Annotated in this window: 16 protein-coding genes and 1 pseudogene; 6 read left to right on the forward strand and 11 right to left on the reverse strand. The window is 60.6% G+C overall.

The features are described 5' to 3' along the window. Positions 1-43 precede the first annotated feature (43 nt). From HKK52_RS31895 to HKK52_RS31930, 8 genes are all read right to left on the reverse strand, one after another. On the reverse strand, positions 44-1,045 hold the full coding sequence (locus tag HKK52_RS31895) for a glycosyl transferase family protein (RefSeq protein WP_169374046.1): 1,002 nt from the start codon (positions 1,043-1,045) through the stop codon (positions 44-46). Further along, positions 1,042-1,377, reverse strand: coding sequence for a TusE/DsrC/DsvC family sulfur relay protein (locus tag HKK52_RS31900; RefSeq protein WP_169374047.1), 336 nt, complete (start codon positions 1,375-1,377; stop codon positions 1,042-1,044). The genes HKK52_RS31895 and HKK52_RS31900 overlap by 4 nt, the downstream gene beginning before the upstream one ends. Next, on the reverse strand, positions 1,374-1,667 hold the full coding sequence (gene tusB / locus HKK52_RS31905; RefSeq protein WP_169374048.1) for a sulfurtransferase complex subunit TusB: 294 nt from the start codon (positions 1,665-1,667) through the stop codon (positions 1,374-1,376). The genes HKK52_RS31900 and tusB overlap by 4 nt, the downstream gene beginning before the upstream one ends. Next, the gene (gene tusC / locus HKK52_RS31910; protein ID WP_169374049.1) at positions 1,667-2,029 is read right to left on the reverse strand and encodes a sulfurtransferase complex subunit TusC; all 363 of its coding nucleotides are present in this window, start codon (positions 2,027-2,029) and stop codon (positions 1,667-1,669) included. The genes tusB and tusC overlap by 1 nt, the downstream gene beginning before the upstream one ends. 1 nt (position 2,030) lies before the next feature. Next, the gene (tusD, locus tag HKK52_RS31915) at positions 2,031-2,423 is read right to left on the reverse strand and encodes a sulfurtransferase complex subunit TusD (protein WP_054614132.1); all 393 of its coding nucleotides are present in this window, start codon (positions 2,421-2,423) and stop codon (positions 2,031-2,033) included. A gap of 188 nt (positions 2,424-2,611) precedes the next feature. Then, entirely contained in the window at positions 2,612-3,316 is a 705-nt protein-coding gene (locus tag HKK52_RS31920) for a YoaK family protein (protein ID WP_169374050.1), read from the reverse strand. A gap of 35 nt (positions 3,317-3,351) precedes the next feature. Further along, positions 3,352-3,681 (reverse strand): DUF6388 family protein, encoded by a 330-nt coding sequence (locus tag HKK52_RS31925; protein WP_169374051.1) that lies wholly within the window; start codon positions 3,679-3,681, stop codon positions 3,352-3,354. Between the two features lie 21 nt (positions 3,682-3,702). Next, entirely contained in the window at positions 3,703-3,948 is a 246-nt protein-coding gene (locus tag HKK52_RS31930) for a hypothetical protein (protein ID WP_169374052.1), read from the reverse strand. 151 nt (positions 3,949-4,099) lie between these two features. Here HKK52_RS31930 and HKK52_RS31935 point away from each other — a divergent pair, with 151 nt between their 5' ends. Then, positions 4,100-4,450 carry a hypothetical protein gene (locus HKK52_RS31935; RefSeq protein ID WP_169374053.1) on the forward strand — a complete coding sequence of 117 codons (351 nt, stop codon included), beginning with the start codon at positions 4,100-4,102 and terminating at the stop codon, positions 4,448-4,450. Positions 4,451-4,571: 121 nt separating this feature from the next. On the opposite strand, the gene HKK52_RS31940 is transcribed toward HKK52_RS31935, so the two are convergent. After that, a complete protein-coding gene (locus HKK52_RS31940) occupies positions 4,572-5,000 on the reverse strand; it encodes a GNAT family N-acetyltransferase (protein WP_169374054.1) in 429 nt (142 codons plus the stop codon). A 144-nt stretch (positions 5,001-5,144) separates the two neighbouring features. Here HKK52_RS31940 and HKK52_RS31945 point away from each other — a divergent pair, with 144 nt between their 5' ends. From HKK52_RS31945 to HKK52_RS31960, 4 genes and pseudogenes are all read left to right on the forward strand, one after another. Further along, complete coding sequence (locus HKK52_RS31945; RefSeq protein WP_169374055.1) at positions 5,145-5,582, forward strand: hemerythrin domain-containing protein; 438 nt, start codon at positions 5,145-5,147, stop codon at positions 5,580-5,582. Positions 5,583-5,802: 220 nt separating this feature from the next. Beyond that, positions 5,803-6,438, forward strand: coding sequence for a lytic polysaccharide monooxygenase auxiliary activity family 9 protein (locus HKK52_RS31950; RefSeq protein WP_169374056.1), 636 nt, complete (start codon positions 5,803-5,805; stop codon positions 6,436-6,438). A 41-nt stretch (positions 6,439-6,479) separates the two neighbouring features. Beyond that, positions 6,480-7,481, forward strand: a pseudogene (locus HKK52_RS31955) (chitinase); the annotation flags it as partial. A 144-nt stretch (positions 7,482-7,625) separates the two neighbouring features. Then, a complete protein-coding gene (locus HKK52_RS31960; protein ID WP_169374058.1) occupies positions 7,626-8,219 on the forward strand; it encodes an NUDIX domain-containing protein in 594 nt (197 codons plus the stop codon). 72 nt (positions 8,220-8,291) lie between these two features. Here the strand turns inward: HKK52_RS31960 and HKK52_RS31965 are convergent, their stop codons facing one another. Further along, on the reverse strand, positions 8,292-8,807 hold the full coding sequence (locus HKK52_RS31965; protein WP_169374059.1) for a methylated-DNA--[protein]-cysteine S-methyltransferase: 516 nt from the start codon (positions 8,805-8,807) through the stop codon (positions 8,292-8,294). Positions 8,808-8,955: 148 nt separating this feature from the next. On the opposite strand from HKK52_RS31965, the gene ggt reads away from it, so the two are divergent. Beyond that, positions 8,956-10,683, forward strand: coding sequence for a gamma-glutamyltransferase (gene ggt / locus HKK52_RS31970; RefSeq protein ID WP_169374060.1), 1,728 nt, complete (start codon positions 8,956-8,958; stop codon positions 10,681-10,683). Positions 10,684-10,890: 207 nt separating this feature from the next. Here ggt and HKK52_RS31975 read toward each other — a convergent pair whose 3' ends face one another. Continuing rightward, positions 10,891-15,048, reverse strand: coding sequence for a beta strand repeat-containing protein (locus tag HKK52_RS31975; RefSeq protein ID WP_169374061.1), 4,158 nt, complete (start codon positions 15,046-15,048; stop codon positions 10,891-10,893). Positions 15,049-15,379 lie beyond the last annotated feature (331 nt).

The following is a 15,379-nucleotide window of genomic DNA, read 5'->3' on the forward strand; positions in this document are numbered from 1 at the left end:
TGAGTTCGAACAAAAAGCGCAAAGGTTGCGCCTTTATGATCGGTTAAATCGATCTATTCCGGGCATCCCAATAGTGCTGGGCGGTTTCGAACGCTTGCTCGCGGGTCTGACCGAGGCCGCGCAAGGCCAGGGCCATGGTCGAAATCAGCGCCATTTGCGGGTAGCTGTCGACCACCTCACCGCGCCACACGGCTTTCAAGTGTTCAGGGTCGAGGGTCGCCGGTTTAACGTGGCGCTGCGCCGACAACTGCGGCCATTCCTCATCCCAGCTTTCACCGCCAGCAGTGCCGTACAGGTGACTGTCGGCGTCCGGGTTGATCTCGATTTCGCCGCCGTCACCTTTGACCACAATCGCGGTGTCGCCGAGCAAGCCGCTGGCGTCGCGATGCACAGCCTGGTAACCCGGATGGAAAATGCTTTGCAAGCCACAGCGCGCGCCCAGCGGATTGAGGATCCGCGTGAGGGAATGGATCGGCGAACGCAGGCCCAGGGTGTTGCGCAGGTCGATCATCCGTTGCAGTTGCGGTGCCCAATCCACCAAAGGCATGAACGCCAAGCCGCCGTTATCCAGCGCATCGCCAACCTGCTGCCAGTTGCGGCACAGCGGGATGTTCAACTCATTCAGCAATTGCTCGCTGTACAGCCGACCGGCCGTGTGCGCGCCGCCGCCATGCATGAAAATCCGCACACCGTTCTGCGCCAGGCACTTGGCTGCCAGCAGGAACCAGGGCAGGTGACGTTTCTTGCCGGCGTAGGTCGGCCAGTCGAGATCGACCTTTAAGGCCGGCGCCTTCAGGCGTTCACGCAAGGCTTCGGTGAAACCGGCCATCTCCTCGGCGCTTTCTTCCTTGTGCCGCAAGAGCATCAGGAACGCACCGAGCTGGGTGTCCTCGACTTTGTCGTCCAGCACGAAGCCCATGGCTTCCCGAGCTTCTTCACGGGTCAGATCGCGGGCACCGCGTTTGCCTTTGCCAAGGATTCGCACGAACTGGGCGAACGGGTGCTCGGCAGGCGTTTCAAGGGTCAGTGCTGGATAGTCGGTCATAAGCAATTCGTCGGTTTGGGCAGGCCCGCCAGTTTTGCGGCGAGTTTGGCAGGGGTGCCTTTGAACAGTCGGTTCAGGTGCAGGCTGTTGCCTTTTTCCGGGCCGAGCTTCAACGCGGTGTACTTGATCAGCGGGCGGGTCGCCGGGGACAACTGGAATTCGGCGTAGAACCGCCGCAGCAGTTCGAGGATTTCCCAGTGCTCGGGGCTCAACTCGATGTCTTCGGCAGCGGCGAGGGCGCTGGCCACGTCGGTGGACCAGTCGCTCAGTTCGACCAGGAAACCGTCCTTGTCCAGCTCGATGACGCGGGCGCCGACGGTCAGGGAATTCATAGCCAACTGTTGACCTTGTCGTAGTGAATCGACAGTTCGACGAAGGCCGGGTAATCGATGGCTTCGGCCCAGTCCGGAACATTCAGTGCGCGGGCCTGGGCGTCTTCGGCCAGCACGAACAGCTTGAGGCCGCGAGTGTTCAGCGCGTTGAACGGCACGGTGCCGGGCTGCAAGGCGTACGCCGCGTCGCCAGACAGCAACAGCGCATCATCGGCGCCGATCACGCGCAGGCAGCTGCTCAGGCGGTCGTCGCCGAACGGGGAATGAGACAACACATGCAAAGTCGACATCAGAGGGTGATCACCTGGTCATAACGGTCGATAAGGGCGGTGATTTCGGCGGCGGACAACACCTGAGCTTCTTCCAGCGCCAGACCGGCCGGGTCCAGGCCGCGTTCGGCGGCGCTGTCGGCGCAGACAAACAGGTCTTCGACACCGAACATCGGCAAGGCTTGCAGGTTGGCACTCAGGTCTTTTTGTTGCAGGGCCTTGGCGTCCTGACTCGCGGCGAGTTGCAATACACCGTCATCGAGAAACAGCAGGCCGATCGGCAGGTCGAACGCGCCGCCGGCCAGCACGATGTCCAGCGCTTCCCGCGCACTCGGCCCGGACCACGGTGCCTGGCGGCTGATCACCAATAAGGATTTAGCCATCTCAAGCGCCTCCGAAACAGATCAGGCGGTCGGCATCCTGCACCGCGTCATGCAACTGGCCCAGGCCCGACAATTCCCACGGTGCGCCGACGGCGACCGCTTCGCGCTGGTAACGCTTGGCCTCTTCGTCGTTCAACACGCCACGGCGCAAGGCCGCCGCGATGCACACCACGCCGTCCAGTTGATGCTCGGCAACAAACGCCCGCCATTGCTTGGGCAGGTCTTGTTCGTCCTGGGGCGTAACCACGCTGCCGGACGCGTTGTAGACGCCGTCCTGATAGAAAAACAGCCGGACAATCTCATGCCCGCCGGCCAGCGCGGCCTGGGCGAACAGCAAGGCACGGCGCGAGGAGGGCGCATGGGCGGCGGAAAACAGCGCGATGGCGAACTTCATGACGGACTCGATCAGCAAAACTGCGGCCATGATAAAGCTTTATCGCCGGAGCGGCGAAGGGCGATTTCCCTCTCGCTGATCGTTCCCACGCTCCGCGTGGGAATGCCTCAAGGGACGCTCCGCGTTCCAATGGGACGCAGAGCGTCCCGGGCTGCATTCCCACGCGGAGCGTGGGAACGATCATTGTGTCAGCGCGGCATGTAGCCCAATTGCCAGCGCCGCGGGATTTTCAACGACAGCAACCCGATCAATCCCGCCAGCAAACCGCTGACAAACAGCGCTTTGAGCCCCAAGTGATGTTCCAGCACCGCACCGAGTACCGCGCCGGCGAACATGCCGGTCCAGGGAATCAGCTGGACTCGCCAGCCGTTGCGCCGCTCGCCCAGCAGCCAGCGCCCCAGGCCACGGCCGAAACGCGAGAGGGCGCCGGTGACGTAGGTCAGGCCGACCGGCAGTCCGTTCACTTCTTCCACAGCGGCATTGAGCATGCCCATGGCGATGATCGCTGCCAGCAGCGCCGGCAGTTGGTCGTCATAGGGCCAGGCAGCCGCGCCGCAAAGCAGGGTGGCGATGCACAGCAGCAACGGCAATGCCCGGCGCCCACCGAGTCGGCTGACGACAATGCCCAGCGCATTACCGATGATGAATGTCGCCACCAGGATCAACAGGCGCAATGTCAGCCCCAGGTCGCCATCGCTGATCGCGACAGCGAGCCGGGTGGTGTTGCCGCTCATGAACGAGACAAAGTCGCCGCTGGCCATGAAGCCGATGGCGTCGGTCATGCCGGCGAGCACCGACAGTGCGGCCACCAGCGACATGCCGATGCGCCCGCGCCATTTCTGGACATGCAGATGACCGGGGCTGGCCCGGTGGGAGGAGGCGGATGGCAGCATCGGGGCAGGTCGTCCTCAGGCAGCGACCGTAATGGTCACTTGCTCAATCCATATAACTCGCAATAGTCCAGCCAGTCCATGCCGGCCATTTCCGCCACTTCCTTATGCACTTCCATGCGCTGGGCCTGATAGTCCTCGGCGGTGGCGGCGGTCAGTTGCAGGGTCAGTTCCCAGGCGAACAAATCCAGGCGCTCGGCCTCGGCTTCGAAGGCTTCGTGCAAGCGCTCGTCGCGGTATTGGGCCGGGGTTTCACCCTTGGCCTGGGCGAGCAGCGGGTTGAGGTTGTCGAGTTCGTGACGCAGCTCGGGGCGCTCATCGAGAAACTTCTTCAGCGCCTGCTCGTGTTGCTGTTCGGTGGCTGCCATGGTCGCTCCTTGAAGGCCGGGTTACGAAGACTGCTTCTTGGCCTTGGCCGCGGCGGCCAGGCACTCGAGGGCGAATTGCTCGGGGTAGGTCATCTGGATCGGCGTGGTTTCGCCCTTGACGGTTCTTTCGCCGTCGAGGATGTAGCGAATCCGCTTGTCGGTGACGCCGATGCGCTTGGCGATCCAGGACGGGGTCTGACCGATCTGGCTGATCAGCTTGTCAGCGTATTCGGCGGTCGGTTTGTAGTATTCGGCGTTGGGTGTCATGTGGATTTCCAGAAAAAGATGTCATGTGCGCTGTTTAATGCGCGACAGGGTGCGCGAATCGTCACGTGGTGTCGCGCTATAAATGAAGTAAAGCAGAACGATACGCCGCGCCACGGTGATACAGTCCGCTTTTTATTGATGAGCGAACACAATGCGAATTCTGATGGTGGCGCTGGCCGCCACCCTGCTGGCGGGATGCGCCGGCTCGGCGATGGATGACTCCCGCACCAAGGCCCCGACCAAAGTCTTGAACTCGGACAAACCGGAAAAAGTCGTTGCCCAGTGCGTGCAATTCGCCTGGCAGGACGAAGCGGTGTTCGGAGTGGATGCCGGGGCTTATCTGCAACCGGGCAAGAAGGGCGGTTCGACGGTTTATACGCGTTCGGCGGAGTCCTTCGTGGACTTGAGCAGCGATGCTTCCGGAACCGAGTTGAATTACTACGCGCAGCACGATGATTTCGTGGCCAAGCGCCGGTTGGCGGCGTTGGCGACCTGTTTGTAGCAGTGGATTTTCTGTAGGAGCGAAGCTTGCTCGCGAAGAACGATAACGCGGTATGTATGTTCTGCCGCCTTCGCGGGCAAGTCGGATCGTCGCACCGCTCGCTCCTACAGAAGCTTGTGCATTACGCCGGCGTCAGGCGCTTCTGTAAGAAGTGGCGCTGGTGCCCCGGCGGATAATCAGCGATGTGGCCGAATTCGCGATAGCCCAGTTTTTTGTAGAAATCCGGTGCCTGGAAATCGAAGGTGTCGAGCCAGATCCCCACGCATTCCTTCTCCCGCGCCAGCTCTTCGGCCATGTGCATCAGTGTCGAGCCCAAGCCCTGTCCCCGAGCCTGTTCCGGCACGGACAGCAACTCGATAAACAGCCACTGATAAAACACCCGGCCATAAAGCCCGCCAAGAATCTCGCCCTTGTCGTCACGCACCAGCAACGCAATCGGTTGCGGACTGGCTGGCCCCGCTTGCGCGGCGTTATAGAGACGCAACGGTGCGAGGATTGCCTCGCGTTCTTCGTTGGTCGGGTCCTGCGAGCGTTCGATACGCAATGTCATGGCTATGTCCTTATGGCGGTGAACCCGGAGATTATCCGGCGCCTCGTCATTGTTCCATCCCCGAACACCGGTGGAACCGCCGCTCGCGCGCAGGTGTCTAGCCTCAAGAGCGTCATTTCCTGAACGCGGCCATGAGGACAGCCCATGAATATTTTCGAAGCCTTGCGCGAAAGCCACGACCGCCAGCGCGGTTACGCCGATGCACTGATCCAGACCAGCGGCGACACCCCGGAGCGGGTCGAGGCCTACAAACAGCTCAAGGCCGAGCTCCAGGCCCACGAAACCGCCGAGGAGCGGCATTTCTACATCCCGCTGATGGAGTTCGACAACGGTGTCGACCTGAGCCGTCACGCCATTTCCGAACACCATGAAATGGACGAAATGATGGAGTTCCTGGATGAGACCGAGATGTCCAGCCCGGCGTGGCTGGCTACCGCGAAGAAACTGTCGGAGAAGGTCCATCACCACTTGAAGGAAGAAGAACAGAAGTTCTTCCAGATGGCCGGCAAGTTGCTTGACGAGCAGCAGAAAGAAGCCCTCGCCGGCCAATATGAAAAGGAATACAAGGCACAGCTTTCTTGAAGCGCGAAGCGCCGGATCACAAGCTTGCGGTGTAGGCCTTCTGCTACAGGGGGCGTAGGATTTGGCTTGGAATACTGGATATGCATCCAGTATTTGCGAGCACTGACCCGCCAGGCATCACCCTGAGCGTCAAATGCGTCGGTGGACAAAAAAAGCAGCTCCGTTAGGTTGAAGGCCTCTCCGCAGGAAGGAGAGTTCTTAAATCAACGGAGTGAAAAACATGAACAAACCACTGACTCAACCCGAACTGCGACACGGTCGTGTCACCTCCCCATCCAGCCGCGGCGCGGTGGCCGTCGAGCTGGGACTGCTGGGCACCTGGCAAGTCAACGAAATGGAAGGTGGCAAGAACTTCCCGTCGCTGGTCGCCGGCCCGTTCCCGGCGCCGTATCAAACCGACAGCGCCAGTGACGTGCCACCGGCCGACGGCCATATCCTCAGCGGCGGCAAGGTCGACGCCCGTGATTGCATCAACTTCACCAACGAGGAACTGAGCAAAAAGCTCAACCGTCCGTTCGCCTGGCCGCTGCTGAACGTCGACCCGGGCCAGACCTTCAAAGTCACCTGGGAATACACCGCGCCTCACGTCACCCGTGGCTACAGCTGGTTCATCACCAAGGATGGCTGGGACCCGAAACAGCGCATCAGCCGTGCGCAACTGGAGCCGAAATCGTTCTTCGACGACTTCTATACCCAAGTTCCGTACTACAGCCATTCCGCCGAGATGAAGGCCAAGGTCAACCACGAAGTGAAATTGCCCGGTAACAAAAAGGGCCATCACGTCCTCGTGCTGGTGTGGATCGTGGCCAATACCGGCAACGCCTTCTACCAAGCGTTCGACGTGGACTTCAAGTAACTCGCAGCGTTAATCCCCCCTACGTTCTGAAGGAATAGAACATGTCAAAATTCGACTTCACGTTATTGAAATCCGTTGTCAGCGACGCCGCTTCGTTGATGCCGAGCATTGCCGGCAAAAAGATCCTCATGGGTTTCTGGCACAACTGGCCTGCCGGTCCGAGTGACGGTTACCAGCGTGGCCAGTTCGCCAACATCGCCCTGCAAGATGTGCCCAAGGATTACAACGTGGTGGCCGTGGCCTTCATGAAGGGCAACGGCATCCCGACCTTCAAGCCGTACAACTTGTCCGACACCGAGTTCCGCCGCCAAGTTGGCGTGCTCAACAGTCAGGGCCGGGCGGTGCTGATTTCCCTCGGTGGCGCCGACGCGCACATCGAGCTGCACAAAGGCAACGAACAGCCGCTGGCCAACGAAATCATCCGTCTGGTGGAAACCTACGGTTTTGATGGGCTGGACATCGATCTTGAACAGAGCGCGATTGATTTTGCCGACAACAAGACCGTCCTGCCCGCCGCGCTAAAACTGGTCAAGGACCACTACGCCGGAGAAGGCAAGCACTTCATCATCAGCATGGCCCCGGAGTTTCCCTACCTGACCACCGCCGGCAAATACGTCGGTTACATTCAGGCGCTGGAAGGCTATTACGACTTCATCGCCCCGCAGTACTACAACCAGGGCGGCGACGGGATCTGGGTACAGGAAGCCAATAATGGCAACGGCGCCTGGATTGCGCAGAACAATGACGCGATGAAAGAGGACTTCCTGTTTTACCTGACCGAAAGTCTGGTGAGCGGTACTCGCGGCTTTACCAAAATCCCGGCGGACAAATTCGTCATCGGCCTGCCCGCCAACGTCGACGCGGCAGCCACCGGTTACGTGATCAATCCGGCGGCAGTGGTGAACGCCTTCAAGCGTCTCGACGCCAAAGGGCTGTCGATCAAGGGCCTGATGACCTGGTCGGTGAACTGGGACAATGGTGTCAACAAGGACCACGTCCCGTACAACTGGGAGTTCAGCCGTCGCTATGGGCCGTTGATCAACGGCAAGCGACTCGCCTCCCACGAGGATGAGCTCGCGGCGCCTGAAGCCGCCAACCAGCGGTAAAAAGAAGCCCGGCAGAGATGCCGGGCTTTTTGGTTTTCGTCTACCATGCGCCTCCACTCACGAAAAAATGGATGCGTTGTGATGGCGAATACAGCCGAACGGGTCAACATCATCGAATCTCAGGTGCTGTCGGACAACTGGTATCTGCTCAAGAAAATCACCTTCGACTATCAGCGCAATAACGGCGAATGGCAGCGTCAGAATCGCGAGGTCTATGACCGTGGCAATGGCGCGGCGATCCTGTTGTTCAACCGCGAAAAGAGAACCGTGGTGCTGACGCGTCAGTTTCGGTTGCCGGTGTTCGTCAACGGTCACGATGGCTTGCTGATCGAAGTGGCGGCGGGGCTGCTTGAAGGCGCCGACCCCGAAGAACGCATCCGCGCGGAAGCCGAAGAAGAAACCGGCTATCGCGTGCACCATGTGCAAAAAGTCTTCGAGTCGTACATGAGCCCCGGCTCGGTCACCGAAAAACTGCACTTCTTCATCGCCGAATATGACGCGGCGTCGAAAGTCAGCGATGGCGGCGGGCTGGAGGAAGAAACCGAAGAGCTCGAAGTGCTGGAGTGGAAGTTTGATGAGTCACTTGAGGCGTTTTATCGTGGGGAAATCTGCGACGCGAAAACCATCATGCTGCTGCAGTATGCGGCGATGAAAAACATTTTCGCCCCGGTTTGAACGACGGCCAACCCGTGTAGCAGCTGTCGAGCACCGCGAGGCAGCTGCTACACGGCTACCGTTTTAGTGCTGTCAGAACAGCTCACCCGTGCGGCTGGCCCCGGACCACTCGCAACCTTCCAGCGTCAGCAACCGCTCCTTCGCCTCAAGTCCCCCGGCAAACCCCGTCAATTTCCCCGAAGCGCCAATCACCCGATGGCACGGCGCCACAATCGAAATCGGGTTCTTGCCATTCGCCGCACCCACCGCGCGAACCGCACTGGGATTGCCGATCTGCTGGGCGATCTCGCTGTAGCTGCGGGTTTCGCCAAACGGAATGGTCAGCAGCGCCTGCCAGACTTTTTTCTGAAACTGCGTGCCGGCGAAATCCAGCTCAAGATCGAACTGATTGCGCGTGCCGGCAAAGTATTCCTGCAATTGTTCAACAGTGCGCAACAGGATCGGATTGTCCGCCGCCTCAGTCATCGGCCCGAGGCGCACGCGGTTCGGTTTGTCATTTTCCCAGAGGATGGCCGCCAGTCTTGAACCGTTCGCGACCAGCTTCAACTCGCCGACCGGGGAGGCCATGGTGGTGAAGGTATAACTCATGCCGGCGAACTCCGAAAACAGCTGAACAGAGGGCCAGCATACTGCCTGATCAGGGAGGCGCAATACGCAATCCCAGCCATACTGGCTACTGCTCTTGAAGCGTTCCCTCTGTTATTGCAGAGCCTAAAAACAACAAAGAGACCGAATCATGAAGTTCGAACCTTTTGCCAGAACCCTGATGGCGACCTCATTGGCGCTCAGCTGCCTCAGTGCTTACGCCGCCTCCGTGGCGCCGGTTGCTGCCGAAAACGGCATGGTAGTCACGGCCCAGCACTTGGCCACGCATGTGGGCGTGGATGAATTGAAGAACGGCGGTAACGCCGTGGATGCCGCGGTCGCGGTGGCCTATGCACTGGCGGTGGTTTATCCCGCGGCGGGCAACCTGGGCGGCGGTGGTTTCATGACCATTCAACTGGCGGACGGGCGCAAGACCTTCCTTGATTTCCGCGAAAAAGCGCCATTGGCCGCAACGGCGAACATGTACCTGGACAAGGACGGTAACGTCGTCCCGGACCTGAGCACCCGTGGTCACCTGGCCGTCGGCGTGCCGGGCACGGTGTCCGGCATGGAACTGGCCCTGAGCAAATACGGCACCAAGCCGCGCAAGGAAGTGATCGCCCCGGCGATCAAGTTCGCCGAAGAAGGCTTCGTCCTGGAGCAGGGCGACGTCGATCTGCTGGAAACCGCCACCGACGTGTTCAAGAAGGACATGCGCGACTCCGGCTCGATTTTCCTGAGCAATGGCGAGCCAATGCAGGTCGGGCAGAAACTGATACAAAAGGACCTGGGCAAAACCCTGCGGGAAATTTCCGAGAAGGGCGCCGATGGGTTCTATAAAGGTTGGGTAGCCGACGCCATCGTCACTTCCAGCCAGGCCAACAAAGGCATCATCACCCAGGCCGACCTCGACAAGTACAAGACCCGCGAACTGGCCCCGGTGGAGTGCGATTATCGCGGCTACCACGTGGTCTCGGCGCCACCGCCAAGCTCTGGCGGGGTGGTGATCTGCGAGATCATGAACATCCTCGACGGCTATCCGATGAAGGACTTGGGTTATCACTCGGCCCAGGGCATGCATTACCAGATTGAAGCGATGCGTCACGCCTATGTGGACCGCAACAGCTACCTCGGCGACCCGGATTTCGTGAAGAATCCGATCGCTCACCTGCTGGACAAGAACTACGCCACCAAACTGCGCGCCGCGATCCAGCCGCAGAAGGCCGGTGTGTCTCGGGAAATCAAACCCGGCGTAGCGCCGCATGAGGGCAGCAACACCACGCATTTCTCCATCGTCGATAAATGGGGCAACGCGGTGTCGATGACCTACACCCTCAACGACTGGTTCGGCGCCGGCGTCATGGCGAGCAAGACCGGGGTGATCCTCAACGACGAAATGGACGACTTCACCTCGAAAATCGGCGTGCCAAACATGTACGGCCTGGTGCAAGGGGAAGCCAACGCCATCGCACCCGGCAAGGCACCACTGTCGTCCATGAGCCCGACCATCGTCACCAAGGACGGCAAAGTGGTGATGGTGGTCGGGACGCCGGGCGGTAGCCGCATCATTACCGCCACGTTGCTGACCATCCTCAACGTGATCGACTATGGCATGAACATCCAGGAAGCCGTGGACGCGCCGCGTTTCCACCAGCAATGGTTGCCGGAAGAGACCAACCTGGAGACCTTCACCACCAGCCCGGACACGGTGAAGCTGCTCGAAAGCTGGGGGCATAAATTTGCCGGGCCGCAGGACGCCAACCATGTGGCGGCAATCCTGGTCGGCGCGCCTTCGCTGGGCGGCAAACCGGTGGGCAAAAACCGCTACTACGGCGCGAACGATCCACGCCGCAATACCGGTTTGTCGCTGGGCTACTAAGTCGCAAACGCCACCCTCAATCTGAGGGTGGCGCTTGTAGCAGCTGTCGAGCAACGCGAGGCAGCGTTCGGCGGCGAAGCCGTCGTAAATCCTGCGCACGCGGTTTTCCTGATACACCGCAGTGCATGGTTTGACGACGGCTTCGCGGCCGAACGCAGCCTCGCGTTGCTCGGCAGCTGCTACAACGGTGCAATGACGGTTAGAGGGTTACTCATCGGGTTTGGTGACGATGTTGTCCGCTTCATCCACCTGATAAGGCACATGTGCCTCGACGCCATCCTTGCCGGTACGCGCCACGACATTCTTGTAGCGCTTGCCGTTCCAGCAGCGAAAAATCAGCGTCGCGTTCTCGCCGCCGGTCAGGGTTGAACCCAGGCTGCCAATCAGTTTGCTGCGCGCACCGCCCACCAGAATGCTGTTCTTGCCCGCCGTCAACACGCTCTTATCGCCGCCCATCAACGTGCAGTCATCCCCCGCCGTCAACTTGCTGCGATCACCCGCCGTGAGGTGGCTGTTGCTGCCCGCCAATAGCTTGCTGCGGTCGCCGGCGATTTGCGTGCTGTCCTTGCCGGCGATCAATTTGCTGCGATCGCCTGCGGTCTGGATGCTCCCGGCACCGGCAATGAGCGTGCTGCGATAACCGGCGGTTTGTGAGCTGTCCTTGCCGGCGATCAACATGCTTTTGTGTCCGGCGATTTGCGTGCTGCCGGGACCGGCGATCAGGGAGCTTTGATGACTGGCGATCTGGTTGCTGCCGTATCCGGCGGTCAACGTGCTTTCGTAACCGGCGGTTTGCGAGCTGCCATAACCAGCCGTCAATACACTGCGCAAGCCGCTGATCAACGTGCTGCCGTATCCCGCCGTGAGAAAGCTGCGGATGCCGGAGGTCAAGCTGCTGCCGTAGCCGGCGATCAACGAACTGTCCTGGCCCGCGGTTTCGGTGCTGCCATAACCGGCAGTGAGGGTGCTGTTGTGCTGAGCGGTGAGGGTACTGCCGTAACCCGCTGTCAACGTGCTGTCGTACCCGGCGGTTTGCGTGCTGCCGTAGCCGGCGATCAGCGAACTTTCATAGCCGGCGGTTTCGGTGCTGCCATAGCCGGCGGTAAGGGAGCTGTTGTCCTGGGCCGTGAGGGTGCTGCCGTAACCGGCCGTCAGGGTGCTTTCGTAGCCAGCCGTTTGCGTGCTGCCATAACCGGCGATCAGCGAGCTGTCGCTGCCGGCGGTTTCGGTACTGCCGTAACCGGCGGTGAGCGCGCTGCTTTCCCGGGCGGTCAGCGTGCTGCCGTAACCTGCGGTCAGGGTGCTTTTGAAACCGGCGGTTTCGGTGCTGCCGTAGCCGGCGGTGAGCGAGCTGTGTTCCTGGGCGGTGAGGGTGCTGCCGTAGCCCGCCGTCAGTGTGCTGTCGTGACCGGCGGTTTGCGTGCTGCCGTAGCCGGCGATCAGCGAACTTTCATGCCCGGCAGTTTCCGTGGTGCCATAACCCGCCGTGAGGGAGCTGCCGTCCTGAGCAGTGAGAGTGCTGCCGTAACCCGCAGTCAACGTACTGTCGTACCCGGCGGTTTGCGTGCTGCCATAACCGGCGATCAATGAACTGTCGCCGCCGGCGGTTTCGGTGCTGCCGTAGCCGGCGGTGAGTGAACTGCTTTCCTGGGCGGTGAGGGTGCTGCCATAACCGGCGGTCAGGCTGCTTTCGTAGCCGGCGGTCTGGGTCGTGCCGTAACCGGCGATCAACGAGCTACCGTACCCGGCGGTGCCGGTGCTGCCATAGCCCGCCGTGAGTGAGCTGCTTTCCTGCGCGGTCTGGGTGCTGCCGTAGCCCGCGGTCAACGTGCTTTCGTAACCAGCGGTTTGCGTGCTGCCATAACCGGCGATCAATGAACTGTCGTGACCCGCGGTGGCGGTGCTGCCATAGCCGGCGGTGAGTGAACTGCTTTCCTGAGCGGTTTGCGTGCTGCCATAACCCGCCGTCAGCGTGCTGTCGTGCCCGGCGGTCTGGGTACTGCCGTAACCGGCGATCAGCGAGCTTTCCGACCCAGCCGTGGCGGTGCTGCCGTAGCCAGCCGTCAGCGTGCTGTCCTGGCCCGCTGTTTGCGTGCTGCCATAACCGGCGATCAAGGAGCTTTCCGCTCCGGCGGTTTCCGTGCTGCCATAACCAGCCGTCAATACACTGCGCAAGCCGCTGATCAGCGTGCTGCCGTATCCCGCCGTGAGAAAGCTGCGGATGCCGGAGGTCAAGCTGCTGCCGTAGCCGGCGATCAACGAACTGTCCTGGCCCGCGGTTTCGGTGCTGCCATAACCGGCAGTGAGGGTGCTGTTGTGCTGAGCGGTGAGGGTACTGCCGTAACCCGCTGTCAACGTGCTGTCGTACCCGGCGGTTTGCGTGCTGCCGTAACCGGCGATCAGCGAACTTTCGTAGCCGGCGGTTTCGGTGCTGCCATAGCCGGCGGTAAGGGAGCTGTTGTCCTGGGCCGTGAGGGTGCTGCCGTAACCGGCCGTCAGGGTGCTTTCGTAGCCAGCCGTTTGCGTGCTGCCATAACCGGCGATCAGCGAGCTGTCGCTGCCGGCGGTTTCGGTACTGCCGTAACCGGCGGTGAGCGCGCTGCTTTCCCGGGCGGTCAGCGTGCTGCCGTAACCTGCGGTCAGGGTGCTTTTGAAACCGGCGGTTTCGGTGCTGCCATAGCCGGCGGTGAGCGAGCTGTGTTCCCGGGCGGTGAGGGTGCTGCCGTAGCCCGCCGTCAGTGTGCTGTCGTGACCGGCGGTTTGCGTGCTGCCGTAGCCGGCGATCAGCGAACTTTCATGCCCGGCAGTTTCCGTGGTGCCATAACCCGCCGTGAGGGAACTGCCGTCCTGAGCAGTGAGGGTGCTGCCGTAACCCGCAGTCAATGTACTGTCGTACCCGGCGGTTTGCGTGCTGCCATAACCGGCGATCAGCGAACTGTCGCCGCCGGCGGTTTCGGTGCTGCCGTAGCCGGCGGTGAGTGAACTGCTTTCCTGGGCGGTGAGGGTGCTGCCATAGCCGGCGGTCAGGCTGCTTTCGTAGCCGGCGGTCTGGGTCGTGCCGTAACCGGCGATCAACGAGCTACCGTACCCGGCGGTGCCGGTGCTGCCATAGCCCGCCGTAAGAGAGCTGCTTTCCTGCGCGGTCTGGGTGCTGCCGTAGCCCGCGGTCAACGTGCTTTCGTAACCAGCGGTTTGCGTGCTGCCATAACCGGCGATCAATGAACTGTCGTGACCCGCGGTGGCGGTGCTGCCATAGCCGGCGGTGAGTGAACTGCTTTCCTGAGCGGTCTGCGTGGTGCCATAACCCGCCGTCAGCGTGCTGTCGTGCCCGGCGGTCTGGGTACTGCCGTAACCGGCGATCAGCGAGCTTTCCGACCCAGCCGTGGCGGTGCTGCCGTAGCCAGCCGTCAGCGTGCTGTCCTGGCCCGCTGTTTGCGTGCTGCCATAACCGGCGATCAAGGAGCTTTCCGCGCCGGCGGTTTCAGTGCTGCCATAGCCCGCCGTGAGCGCGCTGCCATCCTTGGCGGTCTGCGTACTGCCGTAACCTGCGGTCAGTGAGCTGTCGCGTCCTGCCGTTGCCGTGCTGCCATAACCGGCGGTGAGGGTGCTGTCGTCCTGGGCGGTTTGCGTGCTGCCGTAATCGGCGGTCAGGGTGCTTTTCTGGCCGGCGATCTGGGTACTGCCATACCCGGCGATCAGCGCGCTGTCGTTGCCGGCCATTTCCGTGCTGCCATAGCCTGCGGTCAACGAACTGCTGTCGGCGGCGGTCAAGGTGCTGCCGTAGCCGGCAATCAACGAACTCTGGCCGCCCGCCGTTTCAGTGCTGCCATAACCGGCCAGCAGATAACTTTGATGGCCACCGGTCAGCGTGCTGCCGTAAACAGCCGTTTCGAACTTTTGCGAAGCGTCGACTTTAGCGCCGATACCGGAAGGGCTGTATCCCTGCGCTCGGCGACTTTCGAATTCGCGGTTTAATGGTTTATTGGATGATTCCAGTATTATTTCAGTTGCAGTGGTGTTGGCAGTTTCATAGTTGTCGATGTTTTTTAAGAGATAATCGATTGCACTTTCCTGAGTGCCGGTGTGAACAACTTCCGCTTCCGGGAACTTGATCATGCCGTCTTCTTCAAGTTTGATGATGTGCGCCGCGTCAACTTCGCACACAATCCATCTGGCATCGGCTCGCAGACTTAGCTGAGTAGAAGAACCCTCGCCCCACAACAGCCCAACCAGGCCGTTCTCGAGCTTTTTGCTGGGCTGCCAGTGCTTGCACACCACGGGCCCGGCTTCAGGCCAGACCTGGCCAGCGTGGTCCGACATGTCATTGGCACACGTGCGCAAGACCAGGACTTTGTTGTCATTCATATCAAGTGTACTCAATGGATATAACAGCATCAGCGGGAATCAGGAGTGTAAGTGTCCATCCCGTTCAATAAAGAACGATCAGTTGATTACTCACAGTCACTGGCTGAAATCCATTGATAGCCAGCGGCAAAGCCGCAGCCCTGTTATTAAACAGGTCACAGTCCTGGCGAAACTTCTCGATATCGATGATTCACCCTAAAGCAAACTATCCATATTGCCTACTCTTATTGTGGTGTTATTGAAATGATATTGCTCGTTACAATGGAATAACAAATTACTGTCATGTTTAATGTGGTTTAATGCTTTTTTAATTCAGATTAGCGGCGGTGGG

Source organism: Pseudomonas sp. ADAK2 (assembly GCF_012935755.1).
Lineage (GTDB): Bacteria > Pseudomonadota > Gammaproteobacteria > Pseudomonadales > Pseudomonadaceae > Aquipseudomonas.

What these genes read in the sequence shown, in the direction of transcription:
- HKK52_RS31895 (WP_169374046.1), bottom strand. Translation starts at nt 1,045, where the DNA reads ATGACCGACTATCCAGCACTGACCCTTGAAACGCCTGCCGAGCACCCG.
- HKK52_RS31900 (WP_169374047.1), bottom strand. Translation starts at nt 1,377, where the DNA reads ATGAATTCCCTGACCGTCGGCGCCCGCGTCATCGAGCTGGACAAGGAC.
- tusB (WP_169374048.1), bottom strand. Translation starts at nt 1,667, where the DNA reads ATGTCGACTTTGCATGTGTTGTCTCATTCCCCGTTCGGCGACGACCGC.
- tusC (WP_169374049.1), bottom strand. Translation starts at nt 2,029, where the DNA reads ATGGCTAAATCCTTATTGGTGATCAGCCGCCAGGCACCGTGGTCCGGG.
- tusD (WP_054614132.1), bottom strand. Translation starts at nt 2,423, where the DNA reads ATGAAGTTCGCCATCGCGCTGTTTTCCGCCGCCCATGCGCCCTCCTCG.
- HKK52_RS31920 (WP_169374050.1), bottom strand. Translation starts at nt 3,316, where the DNA reads ATGCTGCCATCCGCCTCCTCCCACCGGGCCAGCCCCGGTCATCTGCAT.
- HKK52_RS31925 (WP_169374051.1), bottom strand. Translation starts at nt 3,681, where the DNA reads ATGGCAGCCACCGAACAGCAACACGAGCAGGCGCTGAAGAAGTTTCTC.
- HKK52_RS31930 (WP_169374052.1), bottom strand. Translation starts at nt 3,948, where the DNA reads ATGACACCCAACGCCGAATACTACAAACCGACCGCCGAATACGCTGAC.
- HKK52_RS31935 (WP_169374053.1), top strand. Translation starts at nt 4,100, where the DNA reads ATGCGAATTCTGATGGTGGCGCTGGCCGCCACCCTGCTGGCGGGATGC.
- HKK52_RS31940 (WP_169374054.1), bottom strand. Translation starts at nt 5,000, where the DNA reads ATGACATTGCGTATCGAACGCTCGCAGGACCCGACCAACGAAGAACGC.
- HKK52_RS31945 (WP_169374055.1), top strand. Translation starts at nt 5,145, where the DNA reads ATGAATATTTTCGAAGCCTTGCGCGAAAGCCACGACCGCCAGCGCGGT.
- HKK52_RS31950 (WP_169374056.1), top strand. Translation starts at nt 5,803, where the DNA reads ATGAACAAACCACTGACTCAACCCGAACTGCGACACGGTCGTGTCACC.
- HKK52_RS31960 (WP_169374058.1), top strand. Translation starts at nt 7,626, where the DNA reads ATGGCGAATACAGCCGAACGGGTCAACATCATCGAATCTCAGGTGCTG.
- HKK52_RS31965 (WP_169374059.1), bottom strand. Translation starts at nt 8,807, where the DNA reads ATGAGTTATACCTTCACCACCATGGCCTCCCCGGTCGGCGAGTTGAAG.
- ggt (WP_169374060.1), top strand. Translation starts at nt 8,956, where the DNA reads ATGAAGTTCGAACCTTTTGCCAGAACCCTGATGGCGACCTCATTGGCG.
- HKK52_RS31975 (WP_169374061.1), bottom strand. Translation starts at nt 15,048, where the DNA reads ATGAATGACAACAAAGTCCTGGTCTTGCGCACGTGTGCCAATGACATG.